Source organism: Mucilaginibacter sp. HD30, assembly GCF_054061755.1.
Genome location: NZ_JBSSEO010000001.1, coordinates 1,125,075 through 1,150,453, shown reverse-complemented (window position 1 = coordinate 1,150,453; position 25,379 = coordinate 1,125,075). Strand labels below are relative to the sequence as shown.

General features: G+C 42.0%; 26 protein-coding genes and 1 pseudogene. 18 read left to right on the top strand and 9 right to left on the bottom strand.

The features are described 5' to 3' along the window. Nucleotides 1-131 precede the first annotated feature (131 nt). Both ACVW2L_RS05675 and ACVW2L_RS05670 read right to left on the bottom strand, forming a co-directional pair. Nucleotides 132-1,829: a GH39 family glycosyl hydrolase gene (locus ACVW2L_RS05675; protein WP_457126991.1), complete on the bottom strand. Its 1,698-nt coding sequence runs from the start codon at nt 1,827-1,829 to the stop codon at nt 132-134. A gap of 136 nt (nt 1,830-1,965) precedes the next feature. Further along, nucleotides 1,966-3,555: an aldehyde dehydrogenase (NADP(+)) gene (locus tag ACVW2L_RS05670; RefSeq protein ID WP_457126990.1), complete on the bottom strand. Its 1,590-nt coding sequence runs from the start codon at nt 3,553-3,555 to the stop codon at nt 1,966-1,968. Nucleotides 3,556-3,765: 210 nt separating this feature from the next. Between ACVW2L_RS05670 and ACVW2L_RS05665 the strand changes: the two genes are divergently transcribed. Next, nucleotides 3,766-4,650 (top strand): hydroxypyruvate isomerase family protein, encoded by an 885-nt coding sequence (locus ACVW2L_RS05665; protein WP_457126989.1) that lies wholly within the window; start codon nt 3,766-3,768, stop codon nt 4,648-4,650. 9 nt (nt 4,651-4,659) lie between these two features. Here the strand turns inward: ACVW2L_RS05665 and ACVW2L_RS05660 are convergent, their stop codons facing one another. Genes ACVW2L_RS05660 through ACVW2L_RS05650 form a run of 3 tightly spaced genes read right to left on the bottom strand, consistent with a single transcriptional unit; the run spans nt 4,660 to nt 7,277 of the window. Continuing rightward, complete coding sequence (locus tag ACVW2L_RS05660) at nt 4,660-5,358, bottom strand: LytR/AlgR family response regulator transcription factor (RefSeq protein ID WP_457126988.1); 699 nt, start codon at nt 5,356-5,358, stop codon at nt 4,660-4,662. Continuing rightward, the gene (locus tag ACVW2L_RS05655; protein WP_457126987.1) at nt 5,355-6,206 is read right to left on the bottom strand and encodes a TlpA family protein disulfide reductase; all 852 of its coding nucleotides are present in this window, start codon (nt 6,204-6,206) and stop codon (nt 5,355-5,357) included. The genes ACVW2L_RS05660 and ACVW2L_RS05655 overlap by 4 nt, the downstream gene beginning before the upstream one ends. Nucleotides 6,207-6,227: 21 nt before the next feature. Continuing rightward, the gene (locus ACVW2L_RS05650; protein ID WP_457126986.1) at nt 6,228-7,277 is read right to left on the bottom strand and encodes a sensor histidine kinase; all 1,050 of its coding nucleotides are present in this window, start codon (nt 7,275-7,277) and stop codon (nt 6,228-6,230) included. Between the two features lie 338 nt (nt 7,278-7,615). Here ACVW2L_RS05650 and hisG point away from each other — a divergent pair, with 338 nt between their 5' ends. From hisG to ACVW2L_RS05595, 11 genes and pseudogenes are all read left to right on the top strand, one after another. Beyond that, on the top strand, nt 7,616-8,467 hold the full coding sequence (gene hisG / locus ACVW2L_RS05645) for an ATP phosphoribosyltransferase (protein WP_457126985.1): 852 nt from the start codon (nt 7,616-7,618) through the stop codon (nt 8,465-8,467). 71 nt (nt 8,468-8,538) lie between these two features. Next, the gene (hisD, locus tag ACVW2L_RS05640) at nt 8,539-9,840 is read left to right on the top strand and encodes a histidinol dehydrogenase (protein WP_457126984.1); all 1,302 of its coding nucleotides are present in this window, start codon (nt 8,539-8,541) and stop codon (nt 9,838-9,840) included. An 83-nt stretch (nt 9,841-9,923) separates the two neighbouring features. After that, entirely contained in the window at nt 9,924-10,970 is a 1,047-nt protein-coding gene (hisC, locus tag ACVW2L_RS05635) for a histidinol-phosphate transaminase (protein WP_457126983.1), read from the top strand. Then, nucleotides 10,967-12,115: a bifunctional histidinol-phosphatase/imidazoleglycerol-phosphate dehydratase HisB gene (hisB, locus tag ACVW2L_RS05630; protein ID WP_457126982.1), complete on the top strand. Its 1,149-nt coding sequence runs from the start codon at nt 10,967-10,969 to the stop codon at nt 12,113-12,115. The genes hisC and hisB overlap by 4 nt, the downstream gene beginning before the upstream one ends. An 87-nt stretch (nt 12,116-12,202) precedes the next feature. After that, entirely contained in the window at nt 12,203-12,793 is a 591-nt protein-coding gene (gene hisH, locus ACVW2L_RS05625) for an imidazole glycerol phosphate synthase subunit HisH (RefSeq protein ID WP_457126981.1), read from the top strand. Between the two features lie 5 nt (nt 12,794-12,798). Beyond that, on the top strand, nt 12,799-13,548 hold the full coding sequence (locus ACVW2L_RS05620) for a 1-(5-phosphoribosyl)-5-[(5-phosphoribosylamino)methylideneamino]imidazole-4-carboxamide isomerase (RefSeq protein WP_457126980.1): 750 nt from the start codon (nt 12,799-12,801) through the stop codon (nt 13,546-13,548). A gap of 40 nt (nt 13,549-13,588) precedes the next feature. Further along, a pseudogene (locus ACVW2L_RS05615) lies at nt 13,589-13,930 on the top strand (endonuclease domain-containing protein); the annotation flags it as partial. Nucleotides 13,931-13,996: 66 nt separating this feature from the next. Further along, nucleotides 13,997-14,746, top strand: coding sequence for an imidazole glycerol phosphate synthase subunit HisF (hisF, locus tag ACVW2L_RS05610; RefSeq protein WP_457130179.1), 750 nt, complete (start codon nt 13,997-13,999; stop codon nt 14,744-14,746). Nucleotides 14,747-14,852: 106 nt separating this feature from the next. Then, nucleotides 14,853-15,440 carry a bifunctional phosphoribosyl-AMP cyclohydrolase/phosphoribosyl-ATP diphosphatase HisIE gene (gene hisIE / locus ACVW2L_RS05605; protein WP_457126979.1) on the top strand — a complete coding sequence of 196 codons (588 nt, stop codon included), beginning with the start codon at nt 14,853-14,855 and terminating at the stop codon, nt 15,438-15,440. Between the two features lie 71 nt (nt 15,441-15,511). Then, the gene (locus tag ACVW2L_RS05600; RefSeq protein ID WP_457126978.1) at nt 15,512-16,414 is read left to right on the top strand and encodes a WD40 repeat domain-containing protein; all 903 of its coding nucleotides are present in this window, start codon (nt 15,512-15,514) and stop codon (nt 16,412-16,414) included. A gap of 69 nt (nt 16,415-16,483) precedes the next feature. Further along, on the top strand, nt 16,484-17,473 hold the full coding sequence (locus tag ACVW2L_RS05595) for a hypothetical protein (protein WP_457126977.1): 990 nt from the start codon (nt 16,484-16,486) through the stop codon (nt 17,471-17,473). Here the strand turns inward: ACVW2L_RS05595 and ACVW2L_RS05590 are convergent. Continuing rightward, on the bottom strand, nt 17,470-18,231 hold the full coding sequence (locus ACVW2L_RS05590; protein ID WP_457126976.1) for a C40 family peptidase: 762 nt from the start codon (nt 18,229-18,231) through the stop codon (nt 17,470-17,472). The genes ACVW2L_RS05595 and ACVW2L_RS05590 overlap by 4 nt on opposite strands. A gap of 120 nt (nt 18,232-18,351) precedes the next feature. Beyond that, complete coding sequence (locus ACVW2L_RS05585) at nt 18,352-18,705, bottom strand: 4Fe-4S dicluster domain-containing protein (protein ID WP_100341686.1); 354 nt, start codon at nt 18,703-18,705, stop codon at nt 18,352-18,354. 99 nt (nt 18,706-18,804) lie between these two features. Here ACVW2L_RS05585 and ACVW2L_RS05580 point away from each other — a divergent pair, with 99 nt between their 5' ends. From ACVW2L_RS05580 to ACVW2L_RS05555, 6 genes are all read left to right on the top strand, one after another. Next, complete coding sequence (locus ACVW2L_RS05580) at nt 18,805-19,830, top strand: acyl-CoA reductase (protein WP_457126975.1); 1,026 nt, start codon at nt 18,805-18,807, stop codon at nt 19,828-19,830. Between the two features lie 92 nt (nt 19,831-19,922). Then, nucleotides 19,923-20,126 carry a fructose-6-phosphate aldolase gene (locus tag ACVW2L_RS05575; RefSeq protein WP_457126974.1) on the top strand — a complete coding sequence of 68 codons (204 nt, stop codon included), beginning with the start codon at nt 19,923-19,925 and terminating at the stop codon, nt 20,124-20,126. Nucleotides 20,127-20,132: 6 nt separating this feature from the next. After that, complete coding sequence (locus tag ACVW2L_RS05570) at nt 20,133-20,822, top strand: cell division ATP-binding protein FtsE (protein WP_457126973.1); 690 nt, start codon at nt 20,133-20,135, stop codon at nt 20,820-20,822. Between the two features lie 203 nt (nt 20,823-21,025). Next, nucleotides 21,026-21,598: a nucleotide exchange factor GrpE gene (locus ACVW2L_RS05565; RefSeq protein ID WP_457126972.1), complete on the top strand. Its 573-nt coding sequence runs from the start codon at nt 21,026-21,028 to the stop codon at nt 21,596-21,598. 131 nt (nt 21,599-21,729) lie between these two features. Further along, nucleotides 21,730-22,893, top strand: coding sequence for a molecular chaperone DnaJ (gene dnaJ, locus ACVW2L_RS05560; protein WP_457126971.1), 1,164 nt, complete (start codon nt 21,730-21,732; stop codon nt 22,891-22,893). An 89-nt stretch (nt 22,894-22,982) separates the two neighbouring features. After that, nucleotides 22,983-23,618: a hypothetical protein gene (locus ACVW2L_RS05555; RefSeq protein ID WP_457126970.1), complete on the top strand. Its 636-nt coding sequence runs from the start codon at nt 22,983-22,985 to the stop codon at nt 23,616-23,618. A gap of 38 nt (nt 23,619-23,656) precedes the next feature. On the opposite strand, the gene ACVW2L_RS05550 is transcribed toward ACVW2L_RS05555, so the two are convergent. Both ACVW2L_RS05550 and ACVW2L_RS05545 read right to left on the bottom strand, forming a co-directional pair. Continuing rightward, a complete protein-coding gene (locus ACVW2L_RS05550; protein ID WP_457126969.1) occupies nt 23,657-24,157 on the bottom strand; it encodes a DinB family protein in 501 nt (166 codons plus the stop codon). Between the two features lie 79 nt (nt 24,158-24,236). After that, nucleotides 24,237-25,376 carry a glycerate kinase gene (locus tag ACVW2L_RS05545; protein ID WP_457126968.1) on the bottom strand — a complete coding sequence of 380 codons (1,140 nt, stop codon included), beginning with the start codon at nt 25,374-25,376 and terminating at the stop codon, nt 24,237-24,239. Nucleotides 25,377-25,379: the final 3 nt, after the last annotated feature.

Genomic DNA, 25,379 nt, shown 5'->3' with positions numbered 1-25,379 from the left:
CAATAAGTTATATAAATCTTTTCACACTTTTTTAGGGGAACACATATTTTATGCAACACCCCAAATAAAACAGCCAATAGGGCTTCGAAATTAGAAGTCCTATTGGCTGTTTGTCTTTTATTAAGTATTACTTACCAGTCCAGTTTTAACAAGGCTACCCCCTGCCGGGCCAGCGATGTATTTATGGTGAGATTGCCATTCTTTACAGCCAGTTTTTGCGGTTTGCCCACTGTTTCAAGCATGCCTGCCTTTTCTAATATGGCAATCTGCTCTTTAGTTGGGGTTTGCGGCGATCCCATTTTTTTCCATACTTCGTAGGAGTTACTGTGCGTGGCGTCAACCAGGTACTGGGTCAAGGTAACATTAGTTGCCTTTAAACCGGTGAATGATACTGCAATAGGCTCGGGCGCTGCCTGTATATCCATGTCGTGATAGTTCCAGATCATTACCGAAGCTGCTTTGACATCCTTGGCAGCCAAACCGCCGACATCCGTTTGCTGCCCACGGGCGCTTGAATCTACAAAGGTTCTTAGCGGGTACATGCGGCTACCCAAAACCTCCACCCTCTTGCCCGACATCTTACCAAACATACGGAATACATTGAGCACCGGCTTATCTACGCCATTGGTAGCCAAGTCCCGGAAACCATAGAACCATGGCTGATCCTCAAACTCAAAGGCCCAGGTAACAGCTCCCTTAAAGTTTATACCTATCTGATCAGCCAGCGCATACTTACGCGCAAAAGAAGCCGCGGTATAGCTTGGATACATAGTACCGTTACGGTAAGCATTCTGAGGGCTGGTTACCATACCACATGCCGCGCAACCCTCAGGGTCAGATTCGCCTATTATAATAGGTAAATTCTTAAGTGTAGGGAAAGATGCAACTATATTAAAGCCTTTCTGTATATCGCGCATTTGAGTGCCTACGTTCATGCGTACAACGCCGTCAACTAAACTTGGTGCACCCTTGGCATGAAAACTGATCAGGTCAATGGGCGTACCTATCTTGCCCGTAACGTAATTGGTACCCGATACGCAATGGGTTAAAAAGTCGGTTAAAAATTTAGTGCCGCTTCTACCGCCGGTGCCGGCTACATCGGCTCCTCCAATTCTTGCGGTTGGCAATGCACGTTTAAGGGCATCAACAGTGTAATCGTATAACTTAAAATATTCTTCAGGGGTTCCTTTCCAGTATTCAATGTTGGGCTCGTTCCAAAGCTCCCAATACCAGCTTTCCACCTCAGTTTTACCATAACGGTCAACAGAGTGCTTAACCCATTGGTAAACCAGTTCTGCCCATTTGTTATAGTCCTTTGGTGGATAGGCCCAACCCGTTGCAATAGAAGACTTGCCGCCCGGCGTCCAGCTGTGCTTATACGGCTGCGGATTGGTTGACATTGCCTCGGGCATAAAACCTATCTGCGCAAAGGGTTTCATTTTGCGTTTTACATAAGTATCAAAAATACTGTCTACAAGCGTCCAGTTATAAATGGGTTTACCATTGGCATCCTCTGTATAAGCGTTAGTTGATCCCCACTTTAGTTTGGCTACGCCATCGCCGGTAACCAGCATGCTGTGGGCACGTACATAAACAGGTACAGGGCTCAACGCAGCAAGTTCGCTTAGCAGCTTTTTACCATCCTTCATATAAGTATAGTTTGGCTCATCATAACCAAACCATGCCCACATAGGGTGCATAGTGCCAACCTCTTTTTCAAGGTTAACCTGGATTGTGGCAGGTGTAGCTTTAGTTTGCGCTATACTAAAATTACACCATACAGCACAAAGTGCAAGCAAAGTACAGCATGCTTTTAATGATCTTAACATAAAAACGGAATTTGGTATACATGTCAAATATAATTAAACATTGTTGAATTTGCGTAAACAAACAAATAACAAAAAAGCGGTATATCTAACCTAAGTTAAATATACCGCTGAATGTAGCAGTAACAATGTAGACCGCTTATGCTTTATCTTTTGTCCAGTTGCCGTCAACCAGGCGAAGGATATTTAAAGGGTTGCCTTTTTTCAATGGCTCAGGAAGCAGATCATCAGGGAAATCCTGGAAAGCAACCGGGCGCACAAAACGCAAGATAGCACCTGTACCTACCGAAGTAGAAGCGGCGTTACTGGTTGATGGGAACGGCCCGCCGTGTACCATTGAATGGCAAACCTCAACACCAGTTGGGTATCCACCATAAATAACACGACCTGCTTTTTGTGTAATGATACTTACAACAGGCAATAAAGCTTCTTTATCACCATCGGCAGCATGAACAGTTGCGGTTAACTGTCCTTCTAATGACTCTAACACTTTCGCCAATTCAGCAGCGTCTTTACAAACTACAAATAATGTAGCCGGGCCAAACACTTCTTCAGAAAGGGCTTTGTTGGTTAAGAACTCAGCAGCAGTAGTACTGAATGCTGACGGGCGTGCTTCTGCTTTATCAGCATTGGCGGCTGTAGCAGCTTCTGCTATCATTGTAGTGTTGGCAGCACCTTTAAGTGTATCTATACCACCTGCGTATGCTTTGCAAATGTTTTTGTTAAGCATAGTGCCGGGTGCAGTGTTTACAAACTCGCCTGCAAATGATGTAAGGAAATCCTGAGCAGCAGGGCTATCAACTAATAAAATTAAACCCGGGTTGGTACAAAACTGACCAACACCCATCACTACAGAACCAGAAAGCGCCTTAGCTATTTTCTCTTTTTGAGTGACCAATGCATTCTCCATTAACACAACGGGGTTAATAGCACTCATTTCTGCATAAACAGGGATAGGCTCAGGACGACTAACTGCTGCGTTAAACAAAGTCATGCCTACGTGGCGAGAACCTGTAAAACCAACCGCTTTAATAACCGGATGTTGAACCAATTTAACTGAATGTTCATGAGAAAGATATATCGATGAAAAAACACCTTCTGGCATACCGGTAGCTTGCGCTGCTTTAGCAATTGCAGAACTTACCAAAGCATTTGTGCCCGGGTGAGATGAGTGAGATTTTACTACAACAGGGCAACCGGCAGCTAAAGCTGATGCAGTATCACCACCTGCAGTTGAGAATGCTAACGGGAAGTTACTTGCTCCGTAAACGGCAACAGGGCCCAGCGGGATCAACATTCTTCTGATATCTGATTTAGGTAATGGCTGACGATCTGGCTGAGCTGTATCAACACGGGCATCTAACCACCAACCGTCTCTCAGCAATTGAGCGAATAATTTTAACTGGCCGCAAGTTCTACCGCGCTCGCCCGTAATACGTGCAAGTGGTAAACCAGACTCGGCACTGCATCTTTCTAAAAGTGCATCGCCTAAAGCCATTATCTCATCTGCAATTGCGTCAAGAAACTGCGCGCGTTTTTCGTAAGTTAACTCGCGGTAAGCAGGGAACGCCTGTTGAGCCAAAGCAATAGCAGCTTCAAACTCTTCTTCGGTAGCCTGTGTAAATTTCTCAGGCAGGTATTCATTTTTTGCAGGTGCAAAAGACTGGAAGGTTTTCTCGCCTTTAGCGCTGTTTTTAAATCCTATAAAATTATCAGCTATCAGTGTCATAAAAGTTTTTGGGTATATGTTAAGCTTTAATATTTTTTACGCAAATATGGGTTTTTCTATTTAATATCCGAGCCTGCTTAAGCCTGCCAATAGTCATTTTTTGTAAAAGTACTGATAGATTTGAAAACGTTTGCGTTGGTTCCAAAATCTATTTACATTAGTACAACCAATTAAACAAGCCGGGGGCCTCCGCCCTATAGTCAACTTACCATGAAATTAAACCGAAGAGCAACAATAAAACATATGCTTACAGGAGCTGCCGTACTTTCTGCCAACAATTTATTGGGCTCGTCCATACCACAAGCCGACTCAGACAGGCCACTTTTACCGTTAAAGGGCAATATTAACCATTCCGTTTGCAGATGGTGTTACAAAGAAATTGAGCTGGATATGCTTTGTATTGAAGGAAAAAAAATGGGACTTAAAGGGATTGATCTGGTTGGCCCTGCTGACTGGCCTACCCTAAAAAAGCATGGCCTGCACTCTTCAATGTGTAATGGTGCTGAAATTAATCTGGTCGACGGCTTTAATGACAAAAAGTTTCATACTGAATTAATAAAAAGGTATAGCGAAATGATCCCCCTGGTTGCTAATGCCGGCTATACCAACCTGATCTGTTTTAGCGGTAATAAGCGGGGAAAAACGGACGAAGAAGGCTGGCAAAACTGTGTTGAGGGCCTAAAGCAGTTAATTCCGCTTGCTGAGAAACATAAAGTAATTTTAATAATGGAATTATTAAATAGCAGGGTTGACCACAAAGATTACCAGTGTGATAACACAAAATGGGGGGTTGAACTTTGCAACAGGGTAGGCTCTGAAAATTTTAAGCTGCTATATGACATCTATCATATGCAAATTGATGAAGGCGACGTAATAGCTACCATCAAAAAACACAACAAGTACTTTGCCCATTATCATACCGGCGGTGTACCCGGTCGCCACGAGATTGATGAAACGCAGGAATTGTACTATCCGGCAATTATGAAAGCAATAATAGACACCGGTTATAAAGGCTTTGTAGCCCAGGAATTCATCCCGAAGGAAAAAGCGCAATTAGTAACGCTAAATAAGTGCGTGCAGATATGTGATGTATAAGCGGTGTTGTCAGGCACCGCTTGTTAAAATCTTCTTTACTTGGTCGGTAAAGGTTTTTGATATGGGGATAATCCCATCGCCAATTACAAGCGTATTGTTTTGAAGCCCTTCAATATAGGCCAGGTTTACCGCGTACGATTTGTGGACCCTTATAAAGCTACCCACAGGTACCTTGCTTAAAAATTCCTGCACCGTCATACGCACCAGCGTTTGCCGCTCGGCCTCAACCATGTTGATATAGTTATCTTCTGCCTTTACATAAAGCAGGTCTTTTATATATACCCGCACCCAGTTGTAGCCATCTTTTACAAACAGGCTTTGGTTTTCCCGCGTACCTGGTTCCAAGTCATTTTTGTCGATATTTTTCTGCACCCGTTCACAAGCCTGCAAAAAACGTGGGTAGGTTATAGGTTTTAACAGAAAATCGGCAATATCAATATCAAAACCCTTAACCGCATGCTGGCTGTGGGCAGTTGTAAATACTATCTGTATGGCAGGATCTACCAAAGCGGCAAATTCTAGCCCGCCCATATTGGGCATATTGACGTCCAAAAAAATCAAGTCTACAGCCTCTTTTGCCAGGTAGTCAAGTGCCGCCCTCGCGCTGCTGAATAGGTATTCTAAGCTGACAAACGGCACCTTTTGCGCGTGCATCTCAATAATATTGAGCGCTACGGGTTCATCATCTATGGCTATGGCCCTAATCATTTATTAGCTGCTAACAGGTTTCTGTCTATTAAGGTAAATAATTTATCCTTATCACTTGGGCGGGGCGCATTTTTGTCGGTTATCTTGCCAGATCTATCGGTTATAACGTACCATGGTATAAGTGTATTATCGTTGTTATTGCCCGTTAACTGGTTATAAAGTTTAATATATTCTTCGTCATTTAAAAAAATATGATTGCCCTCCAGTTTATATTTTTTTATCTGCTCTCTCCACATGTATTTATGCCTTTGCTCACGACCGCTGCAGATGTAGAGAAATTCTACATCTTTACCCGCATAACGCTTTTTCAACTTGGCTGTAAAATGCTGAAACTCGTAAACGCAGGGGCCGCAGGTGGTACCCCAAAAATCAACATACACAGCCTTTCCCTTAAAGTTGGCGTTATAAAAACTTTGGAAAGTTTGGTTTTTAGGTTCATAATCAAGTAGGTGTACATTGGGGTTAAACATCATCCTCGGCATAACAAAAACCTTCACACATAGAAAAACCACAACTACTGCAACAAGTATCGGCGACGATTTTAATACAGTACTATTTTGCTGCTTAAAGTATCGGCGTAAAAAATATATGCAGCTAAATAATAAGCCCGCTGCCAGTACAGACTTTAAAATAAATTGCACGCCCAGACTTTGGTTTTGATCAAAAATGTTGTCCAGAATATTGGCTTTTTCGGAGGTATTAAATGCTCCCTGGTTATATGCAAGATGGATAATTTCGTCATGCACGTCCTTAGTCCAATCAACATAATGATGGCCTAAATCAATTAGCAGTATGGGTATAATAGCGAGGGATAAAGTTCCTATCCAAAAGTTTTTAGATGTGATCATGAGTTGATAAGGTTTTAGTGATTAATTTTTGTTTAAAGGTTGGAGTGTTAAAGTAAGCAGCGCCGTGTAGGTATCTGCCCCTGGCTTTATATTGAGTGTGTGTTTATCAGGGTAAAGCAGTTGTAACCTACGCCGGGTAATTTGCAGGCCTTGGTTAGTGCCTTTAACTATATTTTCTGAATAAACAGTGTTGGATAACTGCATGGTTAGAGTGTTTCCGCGTGATGTTATATCGATATTGATGTCAACCGGCTCATCATTGCTTACCCCATACTTAAAAGCGTTTTCAATTAAAGGGATTAAAAGCATAGGCGCTATAACATAGTTTCCGTTGGCTACATTGATACCAACTTGAACGCCTTTAGCGCTTTTTTGAGGCATGCGCACCCGCTGCAGATATAAATACTGCTCAATGAAATTAATTTCGGCTGCCAACGGCACGAGGGACTCCTGCATACCTTCTACGCTGTACCGCATCATGCCAGACATTACTTCAATACCCTCCGCAGTTTTATCAGCTTTTTCACGAAGGGCAGTTCCGTACAGATAATTAAGCGTGTTGAACAAAAAATGCGGATCAAGCTGTTGTTTAAGCAGTTGCAATTCGTTCTCTGACCGCCCTAATCTTACATTAAGCAGGTATAGTTTATGATGAAAGAATTCGCGCAGCAAAGCGTAACCAATTATGTAACCCATTAGCACAAAAAGGGGCTGCCATATTCCCATAAGGTCTCTTTGCCACAATAGTGCGTGCGCGCCCAGCACTATGGCGCAACAAAGTAAAGAGGCGGCAATAAAAACCGGCCACCGGTATTTTTTAAAGACGAAATGGTACAAAGCCTCCACCAACATAGTGAATGCAGCCATTTCAAATATCTCGGCGTTTTGAAAGGTGTGGCGTATTATTCTTTGCCAGACAGTTTCTGCCGATCCATCATTGTTAAAATAGAACTGGCCAGAGCGAGAAATCTTACCCAAATAGTCTATACTATCAAAAAAGTTAAAAAGGAACACAAGCGATGCGAAGTGCAACAGCCATTCTTTTATAAATGAAATTATTTTAATTCTCATGCCTCAAATAAACGGGCATTACATCAGCCTAAAAAATAATTGTGGTAAGGCGTTAATAAAATGGGGTGAAATGCTCCTGAGATACTAACCTTGTATCGTTTAATTCTAAAAATGGTGGTCAGATTTTGTTTTTTTAAATAACTGTCTATATTTGCAGCGCATATCCGTTAACTGATACGGCTATATTTTACTACTCGTAATAATAAAAATGGGATCATACAACCTACATCATCTGCAAATGCATCATCACCGCCTGGTGATGAATAGATAATGTATGTTTCTACGCGAAATAAAAGCCCCGGTTTATATTTTTATTATAGTACTTAATTACCTTTTTTGTGAAAACACTTAAAATAGCGATCCAGAAATCGGGTCGGCTCAACGAAAAATCTGTTGAATTATTAAAAAATTGCGGCCTTAGTTTTGAAAACTATAAAAGCTCGCTTATATCTCCTGTTTCTAACTTTCCGCTCGAAATACTTTTCCTTCGTGATGATGATATTCCCGAATATGTGCAGGATGGAATTGCCGATCTGGGGATAGTTGGCGAAAATGTTATTGAAGAAACAGAAGTAGCTGTTAGCTACCTGCAACGCCTTGGCTTTGGTAAATGCTCACTTAAAATTGCAATTACCAATAACAGCGATATCACGGATTTACAAGGTCTTAATGGCAAATCTATAGCCACCACTTACCCCGTAATTTTAGGCAAGTTTCTTCATAAACAAAACATCGAAGCTGATATTCGTACTATTTCCGGTTCGGTTGAAATATCGCCGGGTCTTGGACTGAGCGATGCTATTTGCGATCTGGTATCAACAGGTGGCACTTTAAAAAGCAATGGTTTAAAACCTTTTGCGGATGTAATGTCATCAGAAGCGGTATTGATAGGCTCAAAAGGTAGCGAAAACGACGATCTGATACAGGAGCTGATCCAGCGTATCCAATCTGTACTACGCGCCAAAGAAACCAAGTACGTAGTACTCAACGTTGAAAAAGCTAACTTGCCTGATATATTGAAGTTATTACCTGGCGTTAAAAGCCCATCTGTACTACCATTGGCCGAAGAGGGCTGGGTAGCCGTGCATACTGTAATACCGGAGCGCGACTTCTGGAGCCGCATAAGTCAGCTTAAACAGGCCGGCGCGCAGGGCATAGTTGTAATGCCAATAGAGAAGATTATTTTATAGTAGGCAGTTTGCGGCAGGCAGTTTGTAGTAATTGCATCTTGCCAGCTGCAAACTGAAAACTGCCAACTGAAATGAAGATTTACAATTATTCCGAATTAAACACATCCGACATAGCCACGCTGGTGCAACGCAACGTTGACCCGGCTAACGAGATCCGCGCGATTGTTGAAGAGGTATTAGCGAACGTAAAACAACATGGTGATAGCGCCCTGCTTGATTATGCTAAAAAGTTTGATAAGGTTGATCTTGACAAACTTTATCTTGACAAAAACGAACTGGCCGAAATTGCATCAGCTATAACAGAAGATCAAAAAGCCGCCTTGCAGACCGCCTATAATAACATTTACAAGTTCCATCAAACACAGGTAAAAACCGAGGACAAGGTTGAAACCATGCCCGGTGTTACCTGCTGGCGCGAATTAAGAGCCATTGAAAAAGTAGGGTTATACATCCCCGGCGGTTCTGCCGTATTGCCAAGTACGTTTTTGATGCTGGGCATACCTGCCCGGATTGCTGGCTGCAAAGAAATTATTGTTTGTTCGCCGCCGCAGAAAAATGGTAAGGTAAACGCTTTTATAGCTTACGTGGCGCAATTACTCGGTGTTGAAAAAATTTACCTGGCGGGTGGTGCGCAAGCTATTGGCGCAATGGCTTACGGTACAGAAAGCATTGTTAAGGTTGATAAGATATTTGGCCCGGGCAACCAGTTTGTAACCAAAGCTAAAACCATTATCCAGTCTACTACCACCACGGCTATTGATATGCCTGCAGGCCCATCAGAAGTATTGGTAATAGCTGATGAAACAGCCAAATCTGAGTTTATTGCCGCCGACTTGTTAGCACAAGCTGAGCATGGTAGTGACAGTCAGGCTATATTAGTTACTACATCAGCGCAAATTGCAGAGGCCACTTTAGCCGAGGTGGAAAGGCAAACAGAAGTACTGCCACGGGCGGAAATTGTTAGGCAGGCGCTGGCTAACTCTTATGTTGTGATAACCGATACGCTGGATGAGGCGATGGATTTCAGCAACCAATACGCACCCGAACACCTGATATTGGCAACTGATAACTGGCAGCAGCTAACAGACAAGATCGTTAACGCCGGTTCCGTTTTCCTTGGCAATTTAACGCCGGAGAGTGTAGGCGATTACGCATCGGGCACTAACCACACCCTGCCAACCAGCAGTTATGCAAGGGCTTATTCGGGTGTATCGGTTGATTCGTTTGTTAAAAAGATAACATTTCAGCATATAACGCCGGAGGGTATTAGCAATATAGGGACTACTGTGGAGGTGCTGGCCGAACTGGAAGGCTTGCACGCGCATAAAAATGCAGTAAGTGTTAGAATGAAGGAACACGGTTTACGTGATTGAAAGATTTTAGGATTACATTCTTAAATAATATCCAACAATCATTAAATCCTAAAAATCATAGTCCAGACAAAAAGAAAAAGACAATGTTCGATATAAATAACATAATCAGAGACAACATAAAAAACCTCACCCCCTACTCCTCAGCACGAGATGAGTTCCAGGGCGAGGCCAGCGTTTATCTGGATGCCAATGAGAATGCTTACGGTTCGCCCTTAGACGAAAACTACAACCGCTATCCCGACCCGCTGCAATACAACGTTAAAAAGCGCCTCAGCGAAATTAAAGGTGTACCTATCCGCAACATATTTTTAGGCAACGGTAGTGATGAAGCAATTGATATTCTTTTTCGTGCTTTCTGTAATCCGGGTGTTGACAATGTTATAATTGTACCGCCTACTTACGGCATGTACCAGGTATCAGCAAACATCAACGATGTGGCCCTTAAACGGGTTCCGCTTACTGCTGAATACCAATTAGATTTGGAGGGCATAGCCGAAGCAATTGATGAGCGCACCAAGCTTATTTTTATCTGCTCACCGAACAACCCTACGGGAAACTCTATTAATCGCGATGATGTGGAAACGCTGTCAGCTAATTTCAACGGACTGATAGTGGTTGACGAAGCGTATATCAACTTCAGCCGTCAAAAAACTTTTATACAGGAACTTACTGAATATGCCAACCTGGTAGTGTTGCAAACGCTATCAAAAGCATGGGGTTTGGCCGGCTTGCGCGTAGGTATGGCATTTGCCAGCGAAGAGATAATTGAGGTGATGAACAGGGTTAAACCGCCTTACAATATTAATGAAGCATCGCAACAACTGGCGCTAAAGGCGCTCGAAAATGTAGATCAGGTTAATGAATGGATAAAGGAAACGCTTAAAGAAAGGGACAATTTAGTCCTTCAGCTTAAAAACTTTGATTTTGTGCTGGATATATACCCATCAGATGCTAACTTTATCCTCGTAAAAACAACTGACCCCAAAGCAATTTACAATTTCCTTGTACAACGCGGAATTATTGTGCGCGACCGGTCGAAAGTTGAACTTTGCGAAGGCTCGCTGCGCATAACGGTTGGCACCCCTAACGAAAATAACATATTGATAAAAAGCTTACAGGACTATAAATGAGCAACCTGCAGAAGATACTTTTTGTTGACCGCGACGGTACAATGATCCTGGAGACTGCCGATGAGCAGATAGATTCGTTTGCCAAGCTGGAATTTTATCCCGGCGCTTTACAATACCTGCCAAAAATTGCAACCGAACTGGATTACCAACTGGTAATGGTTACTAATCAGGACGGTTTGGGCACGGCGTCTTATCCTGAAGATACTTTTTGGCCCGTACATAACTTTATTCTTAAAACTTTTGAGAATGAGGGGGTAAAATTTTCAGATCAGATTATAGACCGCACTTTTGCTAAGGACAATGCCCCTACCCGCAAGCCCGGCACCGCATTGCTTGGAGAGTATAAAAATACAGAAAAATACGATCTTAAAAATTCTTATACCATAGGCGACCGTCGTAATGATGTGTTACTGGCTAAAAATCTGGGAGCGAAAGCCATCTGGCTTAATAACCATTCTAATTTGGGTGGCGCTGAATTTACTGCCGAACAAAACGCTGAAATAAAGGATGTTGTAGCATTAGAAACAACTGATTGGAAAGCTATTTATGAGTTCTTAAAACTGGGTGAGCGTGTTTTTGAAAACAAGCGCACCACCAAAGAAACCGATATATCTGTTAAAATAAACCTGGATGGTACTGGCGAAGCTAAAGTATCTACAGGGCTGCATTTTTTCGACCACATGCTGGATCAGATAGCACGACATGGCAGCATGGACCTGGAAATAATAGCCAAAGGCGACCTCCATATTGATGAGCACCATACAATAGAAGATACAGGAATAGCTTTAGGCGAGGTTTTTGCGGCAGCTTTGGGCGATAAAAAAGGCATTGAACGTTATGGCTTTTGCCTGCCAATGGATGATTGCCTGGCACAAGCGGCTATTGACTTTGGCGGACGTGCATGGTTAGTATGGGATGCTGATTTTAAACGTGAGAAAGTTGGCGATATGCCAACAGAAATGTTTTATCACTTTTTTAAATCGTTCAGCGATGCCGCAAAATGCAACCTGAACATTAAAGCAGAAGGACAAAATGAGCATCATAAAATTGAAGCAATATTTAAGGCCTTTGCCAAAGCCATAAAAATGGCGGTAAAAAGGGATGTAGATAAGATGGTTTTACCTTCAACTAAAGGAATGTTATAAAAGAGTCAAGAACCAAGAGCCAAGAATCAAGACAATTTGTCTACACTCTTGGTTCTTGACTCTTGGCTCTTGATTCTAAAAAAAAAAATGATCGGAATAATAAGATACGGAGCCGGCAACATATTTTCGCTCACTGCAGCTTTAGACAGGCTGGGCGTGGAATATGGCATGGTATATACCGAAGCTGATCTGGCAAATTACGACCGTTATATTATCCCAGGCGTTGGCCATGCCGGCGCTGCTATGCAAAAACTACAGCACACCGGTTTAGTGCCTAAAATAAAGGAGCTTAACAGGCCTACGCTAGGCATTTGCGTAGGTATGCAAATGCTTTCGTCCTACTCTGAAGAGGGAGATGCAGAGATGCTGAACCTTTTCCCCATGAAAACAATTAAGTTCAGCAGCGATACAGAGCACAAAGTACCACACACTGGCTGGAACCGGGTTTTCTCTGAAAAGGAAAATCCACTTTTTGAAAATATTCCTTACGGTTCACACTTTTACTTTGTACATTCATACTTTATTGAGTATGATAGCGTATTTACTTTAGCCGCAACGGATTACAGCACAAAGTTTTCGGCATCAATTTGGCGGGATAACTTTTATGGCGTACAATTTCACCCCGAAAAGTCGGGCGTGTATGGCGAAACATTATTATCAAATTTTTCAAAAATATAAGAGACATGTATATTATCCCCGCTATCGATATTTTAAACAAAAAAGTTGTCCGCCTTCGCGAGGGCGATTATAACCAGGTTACAGAATATGATGTAACGCTGGAAGAAATGATAGAAAAATATCAGTCAAACGGCACCAACCTCATCCACGTGGTTGACCTTAACGGTGCCAAAAACGATTTCTCTAACCAGCAGTACCTGTTTGATGTGATCAAAAAGACAGACATGCAGGTGCAGTACGGGGGGGGTATTCGCAGTATTGATAAGGTAAAAGAACTGATAGATGCTGGTATCCATCGCGTTATAGTTGGTACGCAGGCTATTACCAATCCAATGTTTTTGGATGAATTAAGCAAAGCCATTTGCGGCAGAGATAAATGCTCTCATCAGGTAGTTATAGCTATAGATGTTTTAGACGAAGTAATAAAATATTCTGGCTGGATGGAAAGCTCTCCCATTAAATTAATGGATTACGTTGATAAATGTTTGGCATTAGGCTTTTTCCGCTTTCTGTGTACAGACATTGGTAAAGACGGTAAATTAGGCGGTGCAGGTGTTGATCTGTATGCTAAATTACTTGATCATTCACCATTTATTAAATTAATTGCTTCTGGCGGCGTAAGTTCAATGCAGGACGTCGAAGATCTGAGTCGCTTAAAGGTAGAATCATGCGTAGTAGGTAAAGCTATTTATGAGGACCGGATCAGCATTGACGATGTTAAAAACTGGAATTTGGAGTCATTAATGTCAATCTAACCCCCCAACCCCCTAAAGGGGGAGCTTTTGAATAGCATATTTGAAAAAGAAACTTTTCTTTAATGCCGGACCTGAGATTTTTGCAAATGCAAAGTCTTTGCGATACAATATGACACCGGCAGAAAACGCGCTTTGGAGTCATTTAAACGTTCAGGTAAACGCAAAAGTCAGAAGGCAACATCCGCTTGGAAATTACATCGCAGATTTTTATTGTCACAAACATAAATTGGTAATCGAAGTCGACGGAAGTATTCACAATCTTCCGGAGGTTAAGATTAATGATATTGAAAAGCAACTCTTCCTCGAAGAACAGGGGCTGAAAGTAATAAGGTTTACAAATACACAGGTTTTCAATCAACTCGAAAGCGTTTTGAGAAATATACAAAATGAAATAAATTCATCCGCGACAACCAGCGGCGAAGGCTCCCCCTTCAGGGGGCGGGGGGGGTTGGCTAAGCGTATTATCCCCTGCCTTGACGTAAAAGATGGTCGCACTGTAAAGGGTGTGAACTTTGTTGATCTGCGTGATGCCGGCGACCCTGTCGAACTTGCTTGGAACTACTCTAACCAGGGTGCTGATGAACTGGTGTTTTTAGATATTACGGCTACGCATGAGCGCCGTAAAACAATGGTTGAGCTGGTAAAGTCCGTGGCTCGGCAAATTAACATTCCGTTCACTATAGGGGGTGGCATCAATGAAATTGCCGATGCTGACGCGCTTTTAAACGCGGGGGCTGATAAAATATCCATCAATTCGGCCGCTGTTCGTAACCCGGCTTTAATTGATGAGTTGGCCAGGGCCTTCGGTGTTCAGTTTGTTATTGTTGCTGTTGATACGCGCAGCATGGGTGGCAAAAACATTGTACATTTGAATGGCGGCCGCATCCCAACGGAAAACGAAACACTTAACTGGATACGTGAAGCAGAAAGCCGTGGGGCTGGCGAGATATTACTTACCTCTATGGATCATGATGGCACAAAGGCTGGTTTCGATAATAGTTTTTTAAAACAGGTTAATGATGCGGTAAATATTCCGGTTATCGCCTCGGGAGGTGCCGGATCAGTGCAACATTTTGTAGACGTATTTGAGCAAACCAATGTAGATGCGGCTTTAGCAGCATCGGTATTTCATTATGGTGAGATATTGATACCTGATTTGAAGGATATTTTAAGAGCGAAGGGTATTGAGGTAAGATAAACCCCATAGTCATGCTGAACTTGTTTCAGCAACCCACGAGACATGCAAAGCGGACAAGCATATGAGATGCCGAAACAAATTCGGCATGACATTACGACATAAAACAATGAATATAGATTTCAATAAAACTGATGGCCTGGTGCCGGTAATAATTCAGGACGATAAAACGCTTGAAGTACTGATGCTGGGTTACATGAACCAGGAGGCATACGATAAAACCGTTACGGAAAACATCGTTACGTTTTTCTCTCGTTCAAAAAACCGCCTTTGGACAAAAGGCGAAACCAGCAATAACTTTTTGCACGTAAAAAGCATGCACATTGATTGCGATAACGATACTATCCTGATCAAAGCATCGCCAGACGGGCCAACCTGTCACACCGGTAATCGCAGCTGTTTTAATACAGACTATAATCAGAATTTTATACTCCAGTTAGAGCAAATAATTGCCGATAGGTACGAAAATCCGCAGGAAGGCTCATACATCAATAAATTACGCGGCAAAGGCTTAAATAAAATAGCCCAAAAAGTTGGAGAAGAGGGTGTTGAAACCGTTATTGCGGCTTTAGCCGAAACAGAAACCGACCTGATAAACGAATCGTCAGATCTGATTTTTCACCTGTTGGTTTTGCTCCGTGAAAAAGGCGTATCGCTTGAAACTATTGCAAAAAATTTAGAGGGAAGACATAAGTAAGTTTGCAGTGGGCAGCTTGCAGTAAGCAGTTATCATCTGCCCACCGCCCACTCTCAACTGCCAACTAAAACATGACCGTAGAAAAAATAGCCGAACTTACAGGGCACAGCAATCCAATTTTTGCTTTGGCGCTTTCGCAAAAGCCTGGTATATTATTCTCTGGCGGTAATGATAAGGGTGTGGTGGAATGGAGCTTAAAAACCAACTCATTTATCAAAGTAATGTTCCCGGTGGCTGCATCGGTATATGCTATTCATTGCCCTGAAAATTTTCCTTACCTCATAGCTGGTTTGCGTAGCGGCCAGGTTCTAGTGTTTGATTTTATTGAGCAAAAGGTTATCAAATCTTTAAATCATCACCTTAAGCCGGTGTTTGATGTAAAATCAGTAAACGGCAAAAAAGAACTATTGATAGCATCAGAAGATGGAACAGTTTCTATATGGAGTCTTGAAAATCTTGAACTGCTACACACCATTAAAGTATCGCATGATACTGTACGCTGCATCAGCATATCACCTGACGAAAAACAGGTTGCATTCGGTTGTCGCGATAGCTCTATAAACATTTACGATCTTGAAGATTACACGCAAATAAAAACGCTTAAGGGCCACACTATGGCTGTTTTTTCATTGCAGTACTCTCCTCTTGGAGATTACTTGGTATCTGGCAGTAGAGATGCACAAGTGAAGATATGGGATATGCATGCGCTGGAATTGAAAGAGAACATTGCTGCTCACTTGTTTGCCGTAAACCATATTGCTTTCCATCCTACCCAGCCTTATTTTGCTACAGCCAGCATGGATAAAACCATTAAGATTTGGGGATCAGACGATTTTAAACTTTACAAGATCATCAGCCGCGAAAAAGGCTATGCCTCGCATCAGTTATCCATTAATAAAATAGCGTGGAACGGTAATGAACTAATTTCATTAAGTGATGATAAGCGCATCATTATTTGGCATGTAGAATTTTAGTTAAGCCTTAACTAAAACCTTGGGAGCTTTGTAAAGTTTTTTTAACTTAGTGGAATAAACCTCGCCACTATGCACTTTTCTATTCACAAAAACCTGAGATACAGTTTGATCTTTGCCTTTACATTTTTAATGGGTTGCGAATCAGCGCCTATTAAAACCGGCATATGGAAAGACAAGGATATCCCTGCCGATAAAGCCGAAAAGCTGCGACAGCTAAATACCGACTTTTTCAAAGCAATAAATACAGACCGTAATGATGCCGAAATACTTTGTTCTAAAGAGCTACTGGAGCAAAAAAATATAATAGTGCAGTTGGATCACGTTAAAAAGTTGCGTAGCGAAAAAGAGTACACTTTGTTAAAAGACTACTATGTGGTAAATAAAGGTGGTTTTGATGACAATGTTTTAAAAATGATTGAACATCCAGAAATTAACTACGTACCGCTGGCAAAGGAAATGTACCTGGCCTTTTTTATACCAAAAGACACCAAAAATAAAGTAATGCTAACCTTGGTTTATGCCAAATACGACATTGGGTGGAAGGTAAACAACATAGCTGTAGGTTATTATACACAACAGGGCAAAACCGCCACGGAGTTGTTTGAAATTGCAAAAAAAGATTATGCCCATGGTTATTTGGTTAACGCTATTAATAATATTGTGCTTGCAACAAACTGCTTATCAGGAAGCGCCTATTTAAAAGCAGCTAATGGCGAGGAGATAAAGGGTTTTGCGAAAAAAATTATTGACGAGGCAAATTCAAAGATCACCTATCCTGTTGTGCTGAACAATATAAAATCAAAACCGGCAATATTTACCATCTCAAGCGACTCTAAGGAAGACAGATTTGTGCAGTATGTATACTACATAACCACGTTAAAATTAGCAGATACTGCCGCGCTTAGAAAAGAAAATGACCAGGTTAAACAACAGCTACCAAAAGTTTTTCCGGGTATTGATAAGGGCAACAAAATTATGTTTTACTCGGCTATGCGAGAAAAACCCAAAGTTGGTGAATCAATTGGCCACGCCGATTTTGAAGAGAAAATTAACAATTAAAAATAGCGTCGTATGGAGGCTAACTGGTGGGTATAACGTTTTAGATCTTCAGCGTAAATGCCGGTGTTATCAATACTGTCAACTTTAACTTTACCCGATGCATGGATGATCTTCTCTTTACCAAGCAGTATGCCAACATGCACTATTTTGCCAGACTTGTTATGAAAAAAAGCAAGGTCGCCCAGGCGTGCTTCGGCAAGTGAGCCAACCGCTTGTCCTTGCTCAGCCTGCAAACTTGCATCCCGTTTTAAAGATATGCCTTTCATACGGTAAACTATTTGGGTTAAGCCCGAACAGTCAATACCAAAATGCGTTCGGCCTCCCCAAAGGTAGGGTGTGTTGATATAGGTTTTGGCTAAGGCATCAATGTTTTCGTTCTCTCCTATTTGCCCTATTATTTCAAACTTTTCTCTGTCCATATAACAGGTAGAACCATTTAAAAAAGCAAGCGAACTCCCGGCAGGCAAATAGAGTACGCTATTATCTTTAATTTTCCAGGCCTGCGTTATAGGGCGATATGTTAATTTTGGCGGGTTACTAACTAACTGCTGATACGCCATATGGCCCAGCATTACAAACTGCAAGCGCGCTATCCATCCTTGGTACCCATCATGAGCGGCTACAACGCGAACCCAATTTTCCTGCCACTCCAATATCTCAAAAGCCTCTCCAAACAGTAACTGCGATACCTGCTCGCTGCGCTCATCGGCACCGGCCCTCATGGGTATTACTGCTAAATTGCAAATTCCGTATTCCATAACGTAAAATTCAGGTAGGATGTTCTTGTCTGCTTGTACGTTAACTTTTTATAAATGTTTCAACACAAAAAAAGGGAATACATAACGTATTCCCTTTACTAAAAATAAATATCGTAAATTTTATTCATTCATATGCAGCCAATCTTTCTTGGCCAATAGTTCTTCACGTGTTTCGCGTACATTTTCGTCGTCTACACAGCAATCAACCGGACAAACCGCAGCACATTGTGGTTCATCATGAAAACCTACACACTCTGTACATTTATCTGGAACTATATAGTAGATATCGTCAGACAGGGCCGCTTGTGTTTCTTCAGCATTTAAAGTAACACCGTCGCCAAAATCAATAACTCCCCTTAAACCAGTGCCATCAGAAAAACGCCAGGCAGCACCCGCATCATATATCGCGTTATTTGGGCATTCCGGCTCACAGGCCCCACAGTTTATACATTCATCGGTGATTATAATCGCCATATTTAAAAAAAATCTTAAATTCTAATTTACCTTTGCAAGACTAAATATTTGCAAATATAAACAAAAAAAGAATTGGAGAGTTTCAATACTAACATATATATGTCAAAAATCCACCCTGCCGAACTGATTACAATATTTTCTGAACTGGGTGCCCAGCTGCAAAAACCTAACGAGCAGCTTCAAATGCTTATTCAACAGGAACAATTTCACAACGCATGGTTTACTCCCGCAAGTGTAGAAAAAGCCATTTTATCAATCGGCCAAATGTTAAATGCCAATGCTTTAAAAAAATGGCTGGAAACGTATGAATTGAGTAATACAAAGGAAGAAAGAAAAGTAGGTTTGATCTTAGCGGGGAACATTCCGTTAGTTGGCTTTCATGATGTACTTTGTGTGCTGGCTACCGGCAACCATGCCCTAATTAAAGCGTCTACACAGGATGCCAGGTTGATAACGCACGTGTTAAATATGCTTGTAGCCATTGATGCGCGTTTTTTGGGTAAGTACACCTTTGTTGACAGGCTTAAAGATTTTGATGCTATTATAGCCACGGGCAGCGATAACTCATCCCGCTATTTTGAGTATTACTTTGGCAAAGTGCCGCACATTATCCGCAAAAACCGCAATAGCGTAGCCGTTATTACAGGCGATGAAACCACCGATGAACTCAACTCGCTTGGGCATGACATTTTTGATTATTTTGGTTTAGGCTGCCGCAATGTATCAAAATTACTCATTCCGCAAGGGTATGATATCGGTACGTTCTTCAGGCCGATAGAAACTTATCAGCCCGTTATAAATCATCATAAATATCACAACAACTACGATTACAATAAGTCTATTTATTTGGTTAACAGCGAAAAGCATTTTGATAACGGATTTTTGTTGTTGAAAGAAAGTGAAAGCCTGGCATCGCCATTGGCGGTATTACATTACGAATATTATGATACTGTTGTTGATGCCGAAGCCATAATAAATACCGATAGCGAAAAAGTACAATGCGTGGTTTGCATATCGCCCCTAAAGTTAAATACCCAGGTAGTTAAGCCGGGCGAAAGCCAGCAGCCACAACTATGGGATTATGCCGATGGAGTGGATACGATGGAATTTTTGTTGAAACTGTAAAATAACAATACCTTTGGATTAGATTATGGTTGATGGTTCATAGTAAGCGATATCTACGAACGATGATCATCAACTATGAACCATGAACCAGCATGTATATTATAAAAGTAAAAGGCGTTGCCAAAATACCGGATTACGTACAACTGCGAGACGATGAGTTTACGCTGTTGGCTTACTTTAGGGTTGACAGGCCAGAGAAATCATTGGATAAAGTAGGATTGGCGCACAAAGCCGAATACATAATGAATGTAGTAAGAGAACTGCCTTTCGGGCAGATCTTAAAATTAGATTTCTGAGACATCATGATAGGAAAATCAATTATCAAACTGAATAACGTTGATATTTTTCAGCAAAAAAACAAAGTACTCTCTAAAGTAAACCTGCACATTGATAAGGGCGATTTTGTTTGGCTGATTGGGCAAACAGGGTCTGGAAAAAGCAGCTTGCTAAAAGTGATATATGGCGATCTTCCGCTTATGGAGGGCGAGGGCCATGCATGTGGTTACAGCTTGTTTAAACTTGCAGAAAGAGATATTCCATTTTTGCGCCGTAAACTGGGCATAGTTTTCCAGGATTTCCAATTACTTACGGATCGCTCGGTTGAGCAAAACTTGCAATTTGTAATGCGCGCCACCGGTTGGACGGACGCCAAATTAATTACAGACCGTACGCTTGATGTTTTAGAGAAAGTTGGCTTACGCTCAAAACTTAAAAAAATGCCGCATGAGCTTTCAGGCGGCGAACAACAACGCGTTGTTATTGCACGTGCCTTGCTAAATGATCCTGAAATTATACTGGCCGATGAACCAACAGGTAACCTTGACCCTGAAACATCTGAAGAAATAGTTTTACTACTAAAACAGATCAGCCAATCGGGCACTGCCGTGGTAGTTGCTACACACGACTATCACATCATCCGTGCTTTCCCATCACGCATTATAAAGTGCGAAGGCGGCAAAGTGCTGGAGGATGTACAGTTGGCACAGGTATAATATCCACGAAGTAAGTTGGCAGTTTTTAGTTAGCAGTTTGCATCGGATCGCTATCAAATCAGCAATTACGACTTCATACTAATAACTTTTACCGCTAACGGCGAAATAAGCACTGCCAACTGCGTACTGCAAACTGCCAACTATCCCCTGTCACCTTGTCGGTTTTTAACTAATGGCAAGGTACTTGTTTGGCACTGTTAGCTATGAATTTTAACGACATGTTGAAGAAAAAGAAGACAGATAACCCGGAAACGCCTGAGGTTACCCAGGAGGGTATTGACAATAATGCAATTGAGTTTGAACAACAGGCAGACGAAAACGCGACATCTGCCGAAGATGTTCTGAAAGAAGAACTGGCATTGGCTAATGATAAATACCTGCGCTTATTTGCCGAGTTTGACAATTTTAGACGCCGTACCATAAAGGAACGCGAAGAAGCGCGCAAAACTGAGGGTAAAGATGTAATAACCGCTTTATTACCTGTGTTGGATGATTTTGAACGCGCTTTAAAGGCTACTGAAAATGCTACTGATGTAGCCCCGGTTAGAGAAGGCGTTACGCTGATACAAAATAAGCTTAGAAATCTGCTTGTACAAAAAGGCCTTGTAGCTATGGAATCAATAGGTACACCGTTTGATGCCGATATACATGAAGCTATAACCAATATACCTGCCCCTACTGACGATATGAAAGGAAAGGTAATTGACGAAATGGAAAAAGGTTACTATCTTAACGACAAAGTTATACGCTTTGCTAAGGTAATTGTAGGAGCTTAGATTAATGTCGGATTTCGGATGTTCAATTTCGAATTTTTGAACTCCGGCTATGAAAACACGCTAAACAAAAAAATAAATTCGAAATCGAAATAAATCCGAAATCGAAAATTCGAAATACGAAATAAATAAAGATGTCTAAAAGAGATTATTACGATATACTTGGCGTTTCAAAAGGTGCCGATGCGGAAGAGATAAAGAAAGCCTATCGTAAAATGGCTATCAAATATCACCCCGATAAAAACGAGGGTGATAAAGAGGCTGAAGAGAAATTTAAGGAAGCTGCCGAAGCTTACGAGGTTTTAAGCAACCCCGAAAAGCGCCAGCGCTATAACCAGTTTGGGCACGCGGCCAATGCGCAATCGGCCAGTGGCGGTGGCTACGGCGGCGGGGGTATGAATATGGAAGACATATTCAGTCAGTTTGGCGACATTTTTGGCGGCGGTGGCAGTCCGTTTGATGGGTTTTTTGGCGGCGGCGGACAGCAGCGCGGTGGCCGCAGGGTAGCGCGGGGCAGTAACCTGCGTATTAAGGTGCGCTTAAGCTTAGAAGAAATAGCAAACGGCACCGAAAAGAAGATAAAGGTTAACAAACAGGTACATTGCAATACTTGCGACGGTACCGGCGCTAAAGACAAATCATCTTTCCAAACCTGTAAAACCTGCGGTGGTCAGGGCGCGGTGCGCAGGGTAACCAATACCATATTGGGCCAGATGCAAACCACCAGCACTTGCCCCACCTGTAATGGCGAGGGCAGTGTGATCACCTCAAAATGTAACGTTTGCCATGGCGACGGTGTTGTACGCGGTGAGGAAACCATTACATTAAACGTACCGGCGGGTGTTAGCGAAGGTATGCAGTTAAGCATGAGCGGCAAAGGTAATGCAGCGCCGCGCGGTGGTGTACCCGGCGATCTGATCATACTTATTGAAGAGATACCGCACGAGACTTTAAAACGTGATGGCAGCAACGTAATTTATGATCTGCACATTACGTTTATTGATGCAGCCTTGGGTACAAGCATTGAAGTGCCAACTATTGATGGTAAAGCTAAAATAAAGATAGATCCGGGAACACAGGGCGGCAGAATACTCCGTTTAAAAGGCAAAGGCGTGCCCGAGGTGAACTCTTATCACCGCGGGGATCAGTTGATCCACATCAACATTTGGACGCCTAAAGCGCTCAGCAATGAGGAACGTGCCTTGTTAGAGAAATTACAGAACTCACCAAACTTTAAACCCAACCCGGGCAAGAACGAGAAAAGTTTCTTTGAACGGATGAAGGAATATTTTGAATAGGTTTTAGTCCGGATAATATATTTGAAGCCTGAGATCATTTGATTTCAGGCTTTTTTGTATCTTCATTTCAGCAACCTACCTTAATATTTATGAAAATAACTCCCAAACATACTTATACAGTTATTTTACTAAATGCGTTGAGTATTATTATCACAATAATAATTATCGCAGCTAACAGGAGCGCTATAATTCTAAGTGACATCACATACAAAACACTCTCCTATGTCTCCGCAATTACAGTGTTGTATATCTTGCTTTACCTGCTATTTGCCTTTAAACATTTTGATAATAGAAAACGATTCGTTGGGTTTGGACTTTTTATTGTGTTTACATCAGCTTTACCTTTTTTATTGCCTTCCGTTCCAAGTTTTATAAAAACGAGTTGGGGGGTGGTATTCGCTTTTTTGGCTATATTATTGTTTATAGACATTTGCTATCTCGCTATTATCTCTTTAAAAATCACCTATCATTCGCTGGCCATAGCTTATTTTATATTTTTTTTAAGTTTGATAATAGTTACTCTACTTCCAATGGTAATGCCATTAATAATGGTTTATCTTGAGCGACAACCCGATGGTTATCTCTATATTATGCACTTCGTCACTTTTGTGCCGCCACTTATGCGCTTTGTCGTCCTTTATCAGATTAATATGGGTTTAAAACGCCTTGATCATAAAGAACCGGGATCAATATTTATAGAAATTGAAAGGCCCGAAATCCAGTAAATTCCGAGCCTTCCAATTAGTAATAATAATATTTCGATTTATTGGCTAATCACCTCTTCCGTCAAAAACACCAGCTGCCCGCGGTGGTAATTTTCATGACTGGCACGGCTCAACAGTACATTTAATTTATTGCGGTGAGGTTCCTTAGCAAAATCTTCCGGGGAAACACTCATGTGGCGGTCTAACCACCAGGCGTTGTCTTTAGTAGCAAATTCGGCAGTTAATAAAGCGTTAATGTTGTCCCATTTTGCTTTTAGCTCGTTAATATCAACCTGGTAATTAATGGCGGTTTCGCTTTCGCCAACGAATTGTTGCAGCTCAGGGAATTTCTTGTCGCCTAAACCTAATATGGTAAACAACCCATCAGATACGGCTACTAAGTGCGCTAGCAAATATAAGCCACTGTTACGGCCCGGCGCTACTTTACCAGCGTAAACATGGTCGGGGTATTTATTAAACAGTTGGGTGATCTGCTTGTTATTGCTTTCCCAAAACTGAATGATCAGTTGTATTGGTTGTGATATTTCTTGATTTTCCATGATACAATATTAGGCACCTTAATGTTAAATGCAAGCAAGTGGCGTTTATTTGATGTAGCGGTGACGAAACAAACTATTATCACCTTTTGCCGGATATAGCGAGCATCTGCCCTATCTCCGCGCCAACACGAACTAAGTTGGCATGTGTATGATGTATAGCAGTTGGCATATCAGCCGGACCATTACCAATAGCCAATAATACATTGAAGTATTTGCGAAGTTCCTTATCATTATCAATGGGTACTTTACCCGCTACACCTATAACGGGCAAATTGTATCTCTTAGCCGCCGCGGCCACCCCAAACGGACCTTTGCCCTGCAAGGTTTGCGCATCAATGCTGCCCTCTCCCGTTATTACCAAATCGGCTTTTTGAAGCGATTGCTCAAAACCGGTTAGCTGTAAAAAATATTCAATGCCATTTACCAGCCGTGCATTTAAGTAGGCGTATATACCTGCTGTTGCGCCACCTGCTGCGCCACCGTATCTAATTTCGGCGATGTTTCTGCCAGTGTGCTTTAATGTTATCGTGCTAAAATTTGCAAGGAAATTGTCTAATAGACCTACATGCTCCTGTGTTGCTCCTTTCTGCGGACCGAACACGGCAGCGGCACCCTGCTCGCCTAAAAGTTTATTATCAACGTCACAAATCACTACAATTTCGCAAGCGGCTATACGCGGATCTAATCCGCTTGCATCAATAGCTGACATGCGCTGTAGCTCTTCGGGTTTCGGCGCTAAACTATTGCCCGCTGCATCTAAAAAACTTACCCCTAAAGCATTCAAAATCCCGCAACCGCCATCCACCGTTGCAGAACCACCCATAGCCAGAATAATCCTGCTTACGCCTCGGTCCAAAGCTAATTTCATCATTTGCCCTGTACCAAAAGAAGATGTTTGCATAGGGTTTAGTTCGCTAACATCCAACAACCGCAATCCGGATGCATTGGCCATTTCTATAATTGCTGTTTTACCATTATCTATTAAACCAAAAGTGGCGTTAACAGGTCGGCCCAGCGGATCGTTTACCGTCACATCAACTAAATTCCCGTTACATTTTTTGATAATAAGTTCGCCGGTTCCGTCGCCGCCGTCAGCAATCGGGAAACATTCTGTAGTGCATAGCAGGCTGCTTTGCGCTAATCCCTGTTGTATAGCTTCGGCCACCGCTGTTGCGGTAGCACTGTTTTTAAAAGCATTGGGAGCGATAAGTATATGCATAAC

Excerpts from the sequence above, each read along its gene's own strand:
- ACVW2L_RS05675 (WP_457126991.1), bottom strand. The coding sequence starts at position 1,829 with ATGTTAAGATCATTAAAAGCATGCTGTACTTTGCTTGCACTTTGTGCT.
- ACVW2L_RS05670 (WP_457126990.1), bottom strand. The coding sequence starts at position 3,555 with ATGACACTGATAGCTGATAATTTTATAGGATTTAAAAACAGCGCTAAA.
- ACVW2L_RS05665 (WP_457126989.1), top strand. The coding sequence starts at position 3,766 with ATGAAATTAAACCGAAGAGCAACAATAAAACATATGCTTACAGGAGCT.
- ACVW2L_RS05660 (WP_457126988.1), bottom strand. The coding sequence starts at position 5,358 with ATGATTAGGGCCATAGCCATAGATGATGAACCCGTAGCGCTCAATATT.
- ACVW2L_RS05655 (WP_457126987.1), bottom strand. The coding sequence starts at position 6,206 with ATGATCACATCTAAAAACTTTTGGATAGGAACTTTATCCCTCGCTATT.
- ACVW2L_RS05650 (WP_457126986.1), bottom strand. The coding sequence starts at position 7,277 with ATGAGAATTAAAATAATTTCATTTATAAAAGAATGGCTGTTGCACTTC.
- hisD (WP_457126984.1), top strand. The coding sequence starts at position 8,539 with ATGAAGATTTACAATTATTCCGAATTAAACACATCCGACATAGCCACG.
- hisC (WP_457126983.1), top strand. The coding sequence starts at position 9,924 with ATGTTCGATATAAATAACATAATCAGAGACAACATAAAAAACCTCACC.
- hisB (WP_457126982.1), top strand. The coding sequence starts at position 10,967 with ATGAGCAACCTGCAGAAGATACTTTTTGTTGACCGCGACGGTACAATG.
- hisH (WP_457126981.1), top strand. The coding sequence starts at position 12,203 with ATGATCGGAATAATAAGATACGGAGCCGGCAACATATTTTCGCTCACT.
- ACVW2L_RS05620 (WP_457126980.1), top strand. The coding sequence starts at position 12,799 with ATGTATATTATCCCCGCTATCGATATTTTAAACAAAAAAGTTGTCCGC.
- hisIE (WP_457126979.1), top strand. The coding sequence starts at position 14,853 with ATGAATATAGATTTCAATAAAACTGATGGCCTGGTGCCGGTAATAATT.
- ACVW2L_RS05600 (WP_457126978.1), top strand. The coding sequence starts at position 15,512 with ATGACCGTAGAAAAAATAGCCGAACTTACAGGGCACAGCAATCCAATT.
- ACVW2L_RS05595 (WP_457126977.1), top strand. The coding sequence starts at position 16,484 with ATGCACTTTTCTATTCACAAAAACCTGAGATACAGTTTGATCTTTGCC.
- ACVW2L_RS05590 (WP_457126976.1), bottom strand. The coding sequence starts at position 18,231 with ATGGAATACGGAATTTGCAATTTAGCAGTAATACCCATGAGGGCCGGT.
- ACVW2L_RS05585 (WP_100341686.1), bottom strand. The coding sequence starts at position 18,705 with ATGGCGATTATAATCACCGATGAATGTATAAACTGTGGGGCCTGTGAG.
- ACVW2L_RS05580 (WP_457126975.1), top strand. The coding sequence starts at position 18,805 with ATGTCAAAAATCCACCCTGCCGAACTGATTACAATATTTTCTGAACTG.
- ACVW2L_RS05575 (WP_457126974.1), top strand. The coding sequence starts at position 19,923 with ATGTATATTATAAAAGTAAAAGGCGTTGCCAAAATACCGGATTACGTA.
- ACVW2L_RS05570 (WP_457126973.1), top strand. The coding sequence starts at position 20,133 with ATGATAGGAAAATCAATTATCAAACTGAATAACGTTGATATTTTTCAG.
- ACVW2L_RS05565 (WP_457126972.1), top strand. The coding sequence starts at position 21,026 with ATGAATTTTAACGACATGTTGAAGAAAAAGAAGACAGATAACCCGGAA.
- dnaJ (WP_457126971.1), top strand. The coding sequence starts at position 21,730 with ATGTCTAAAAGAGATTATTACGATATACTTGGCGTTTCAAAAGGTGCC.
- ACVW2L_RS05555 (WP_457126970.1), top strand. The coding sequence starts at position 22,983 with ATGAAAATAACTCCCAAACATACTTATACAGTTATTTTACTAAATGCG.
- ACVW2L_RS05550 (WP_457126969.1), bottom strand. The coding sequence starts at position 24,157 with ATGGAAAATCAAGAAATATCACAACCAATACAACTGATCATTCAGTTT.
- ACVW2L_RS05545 (WP_457126968.1), bottom strand. The coding sequence starts at position 25,376 with ATGCATATACTTATCGCTCCCAATGCTTTTAAAAACAGTGCTACCGCA.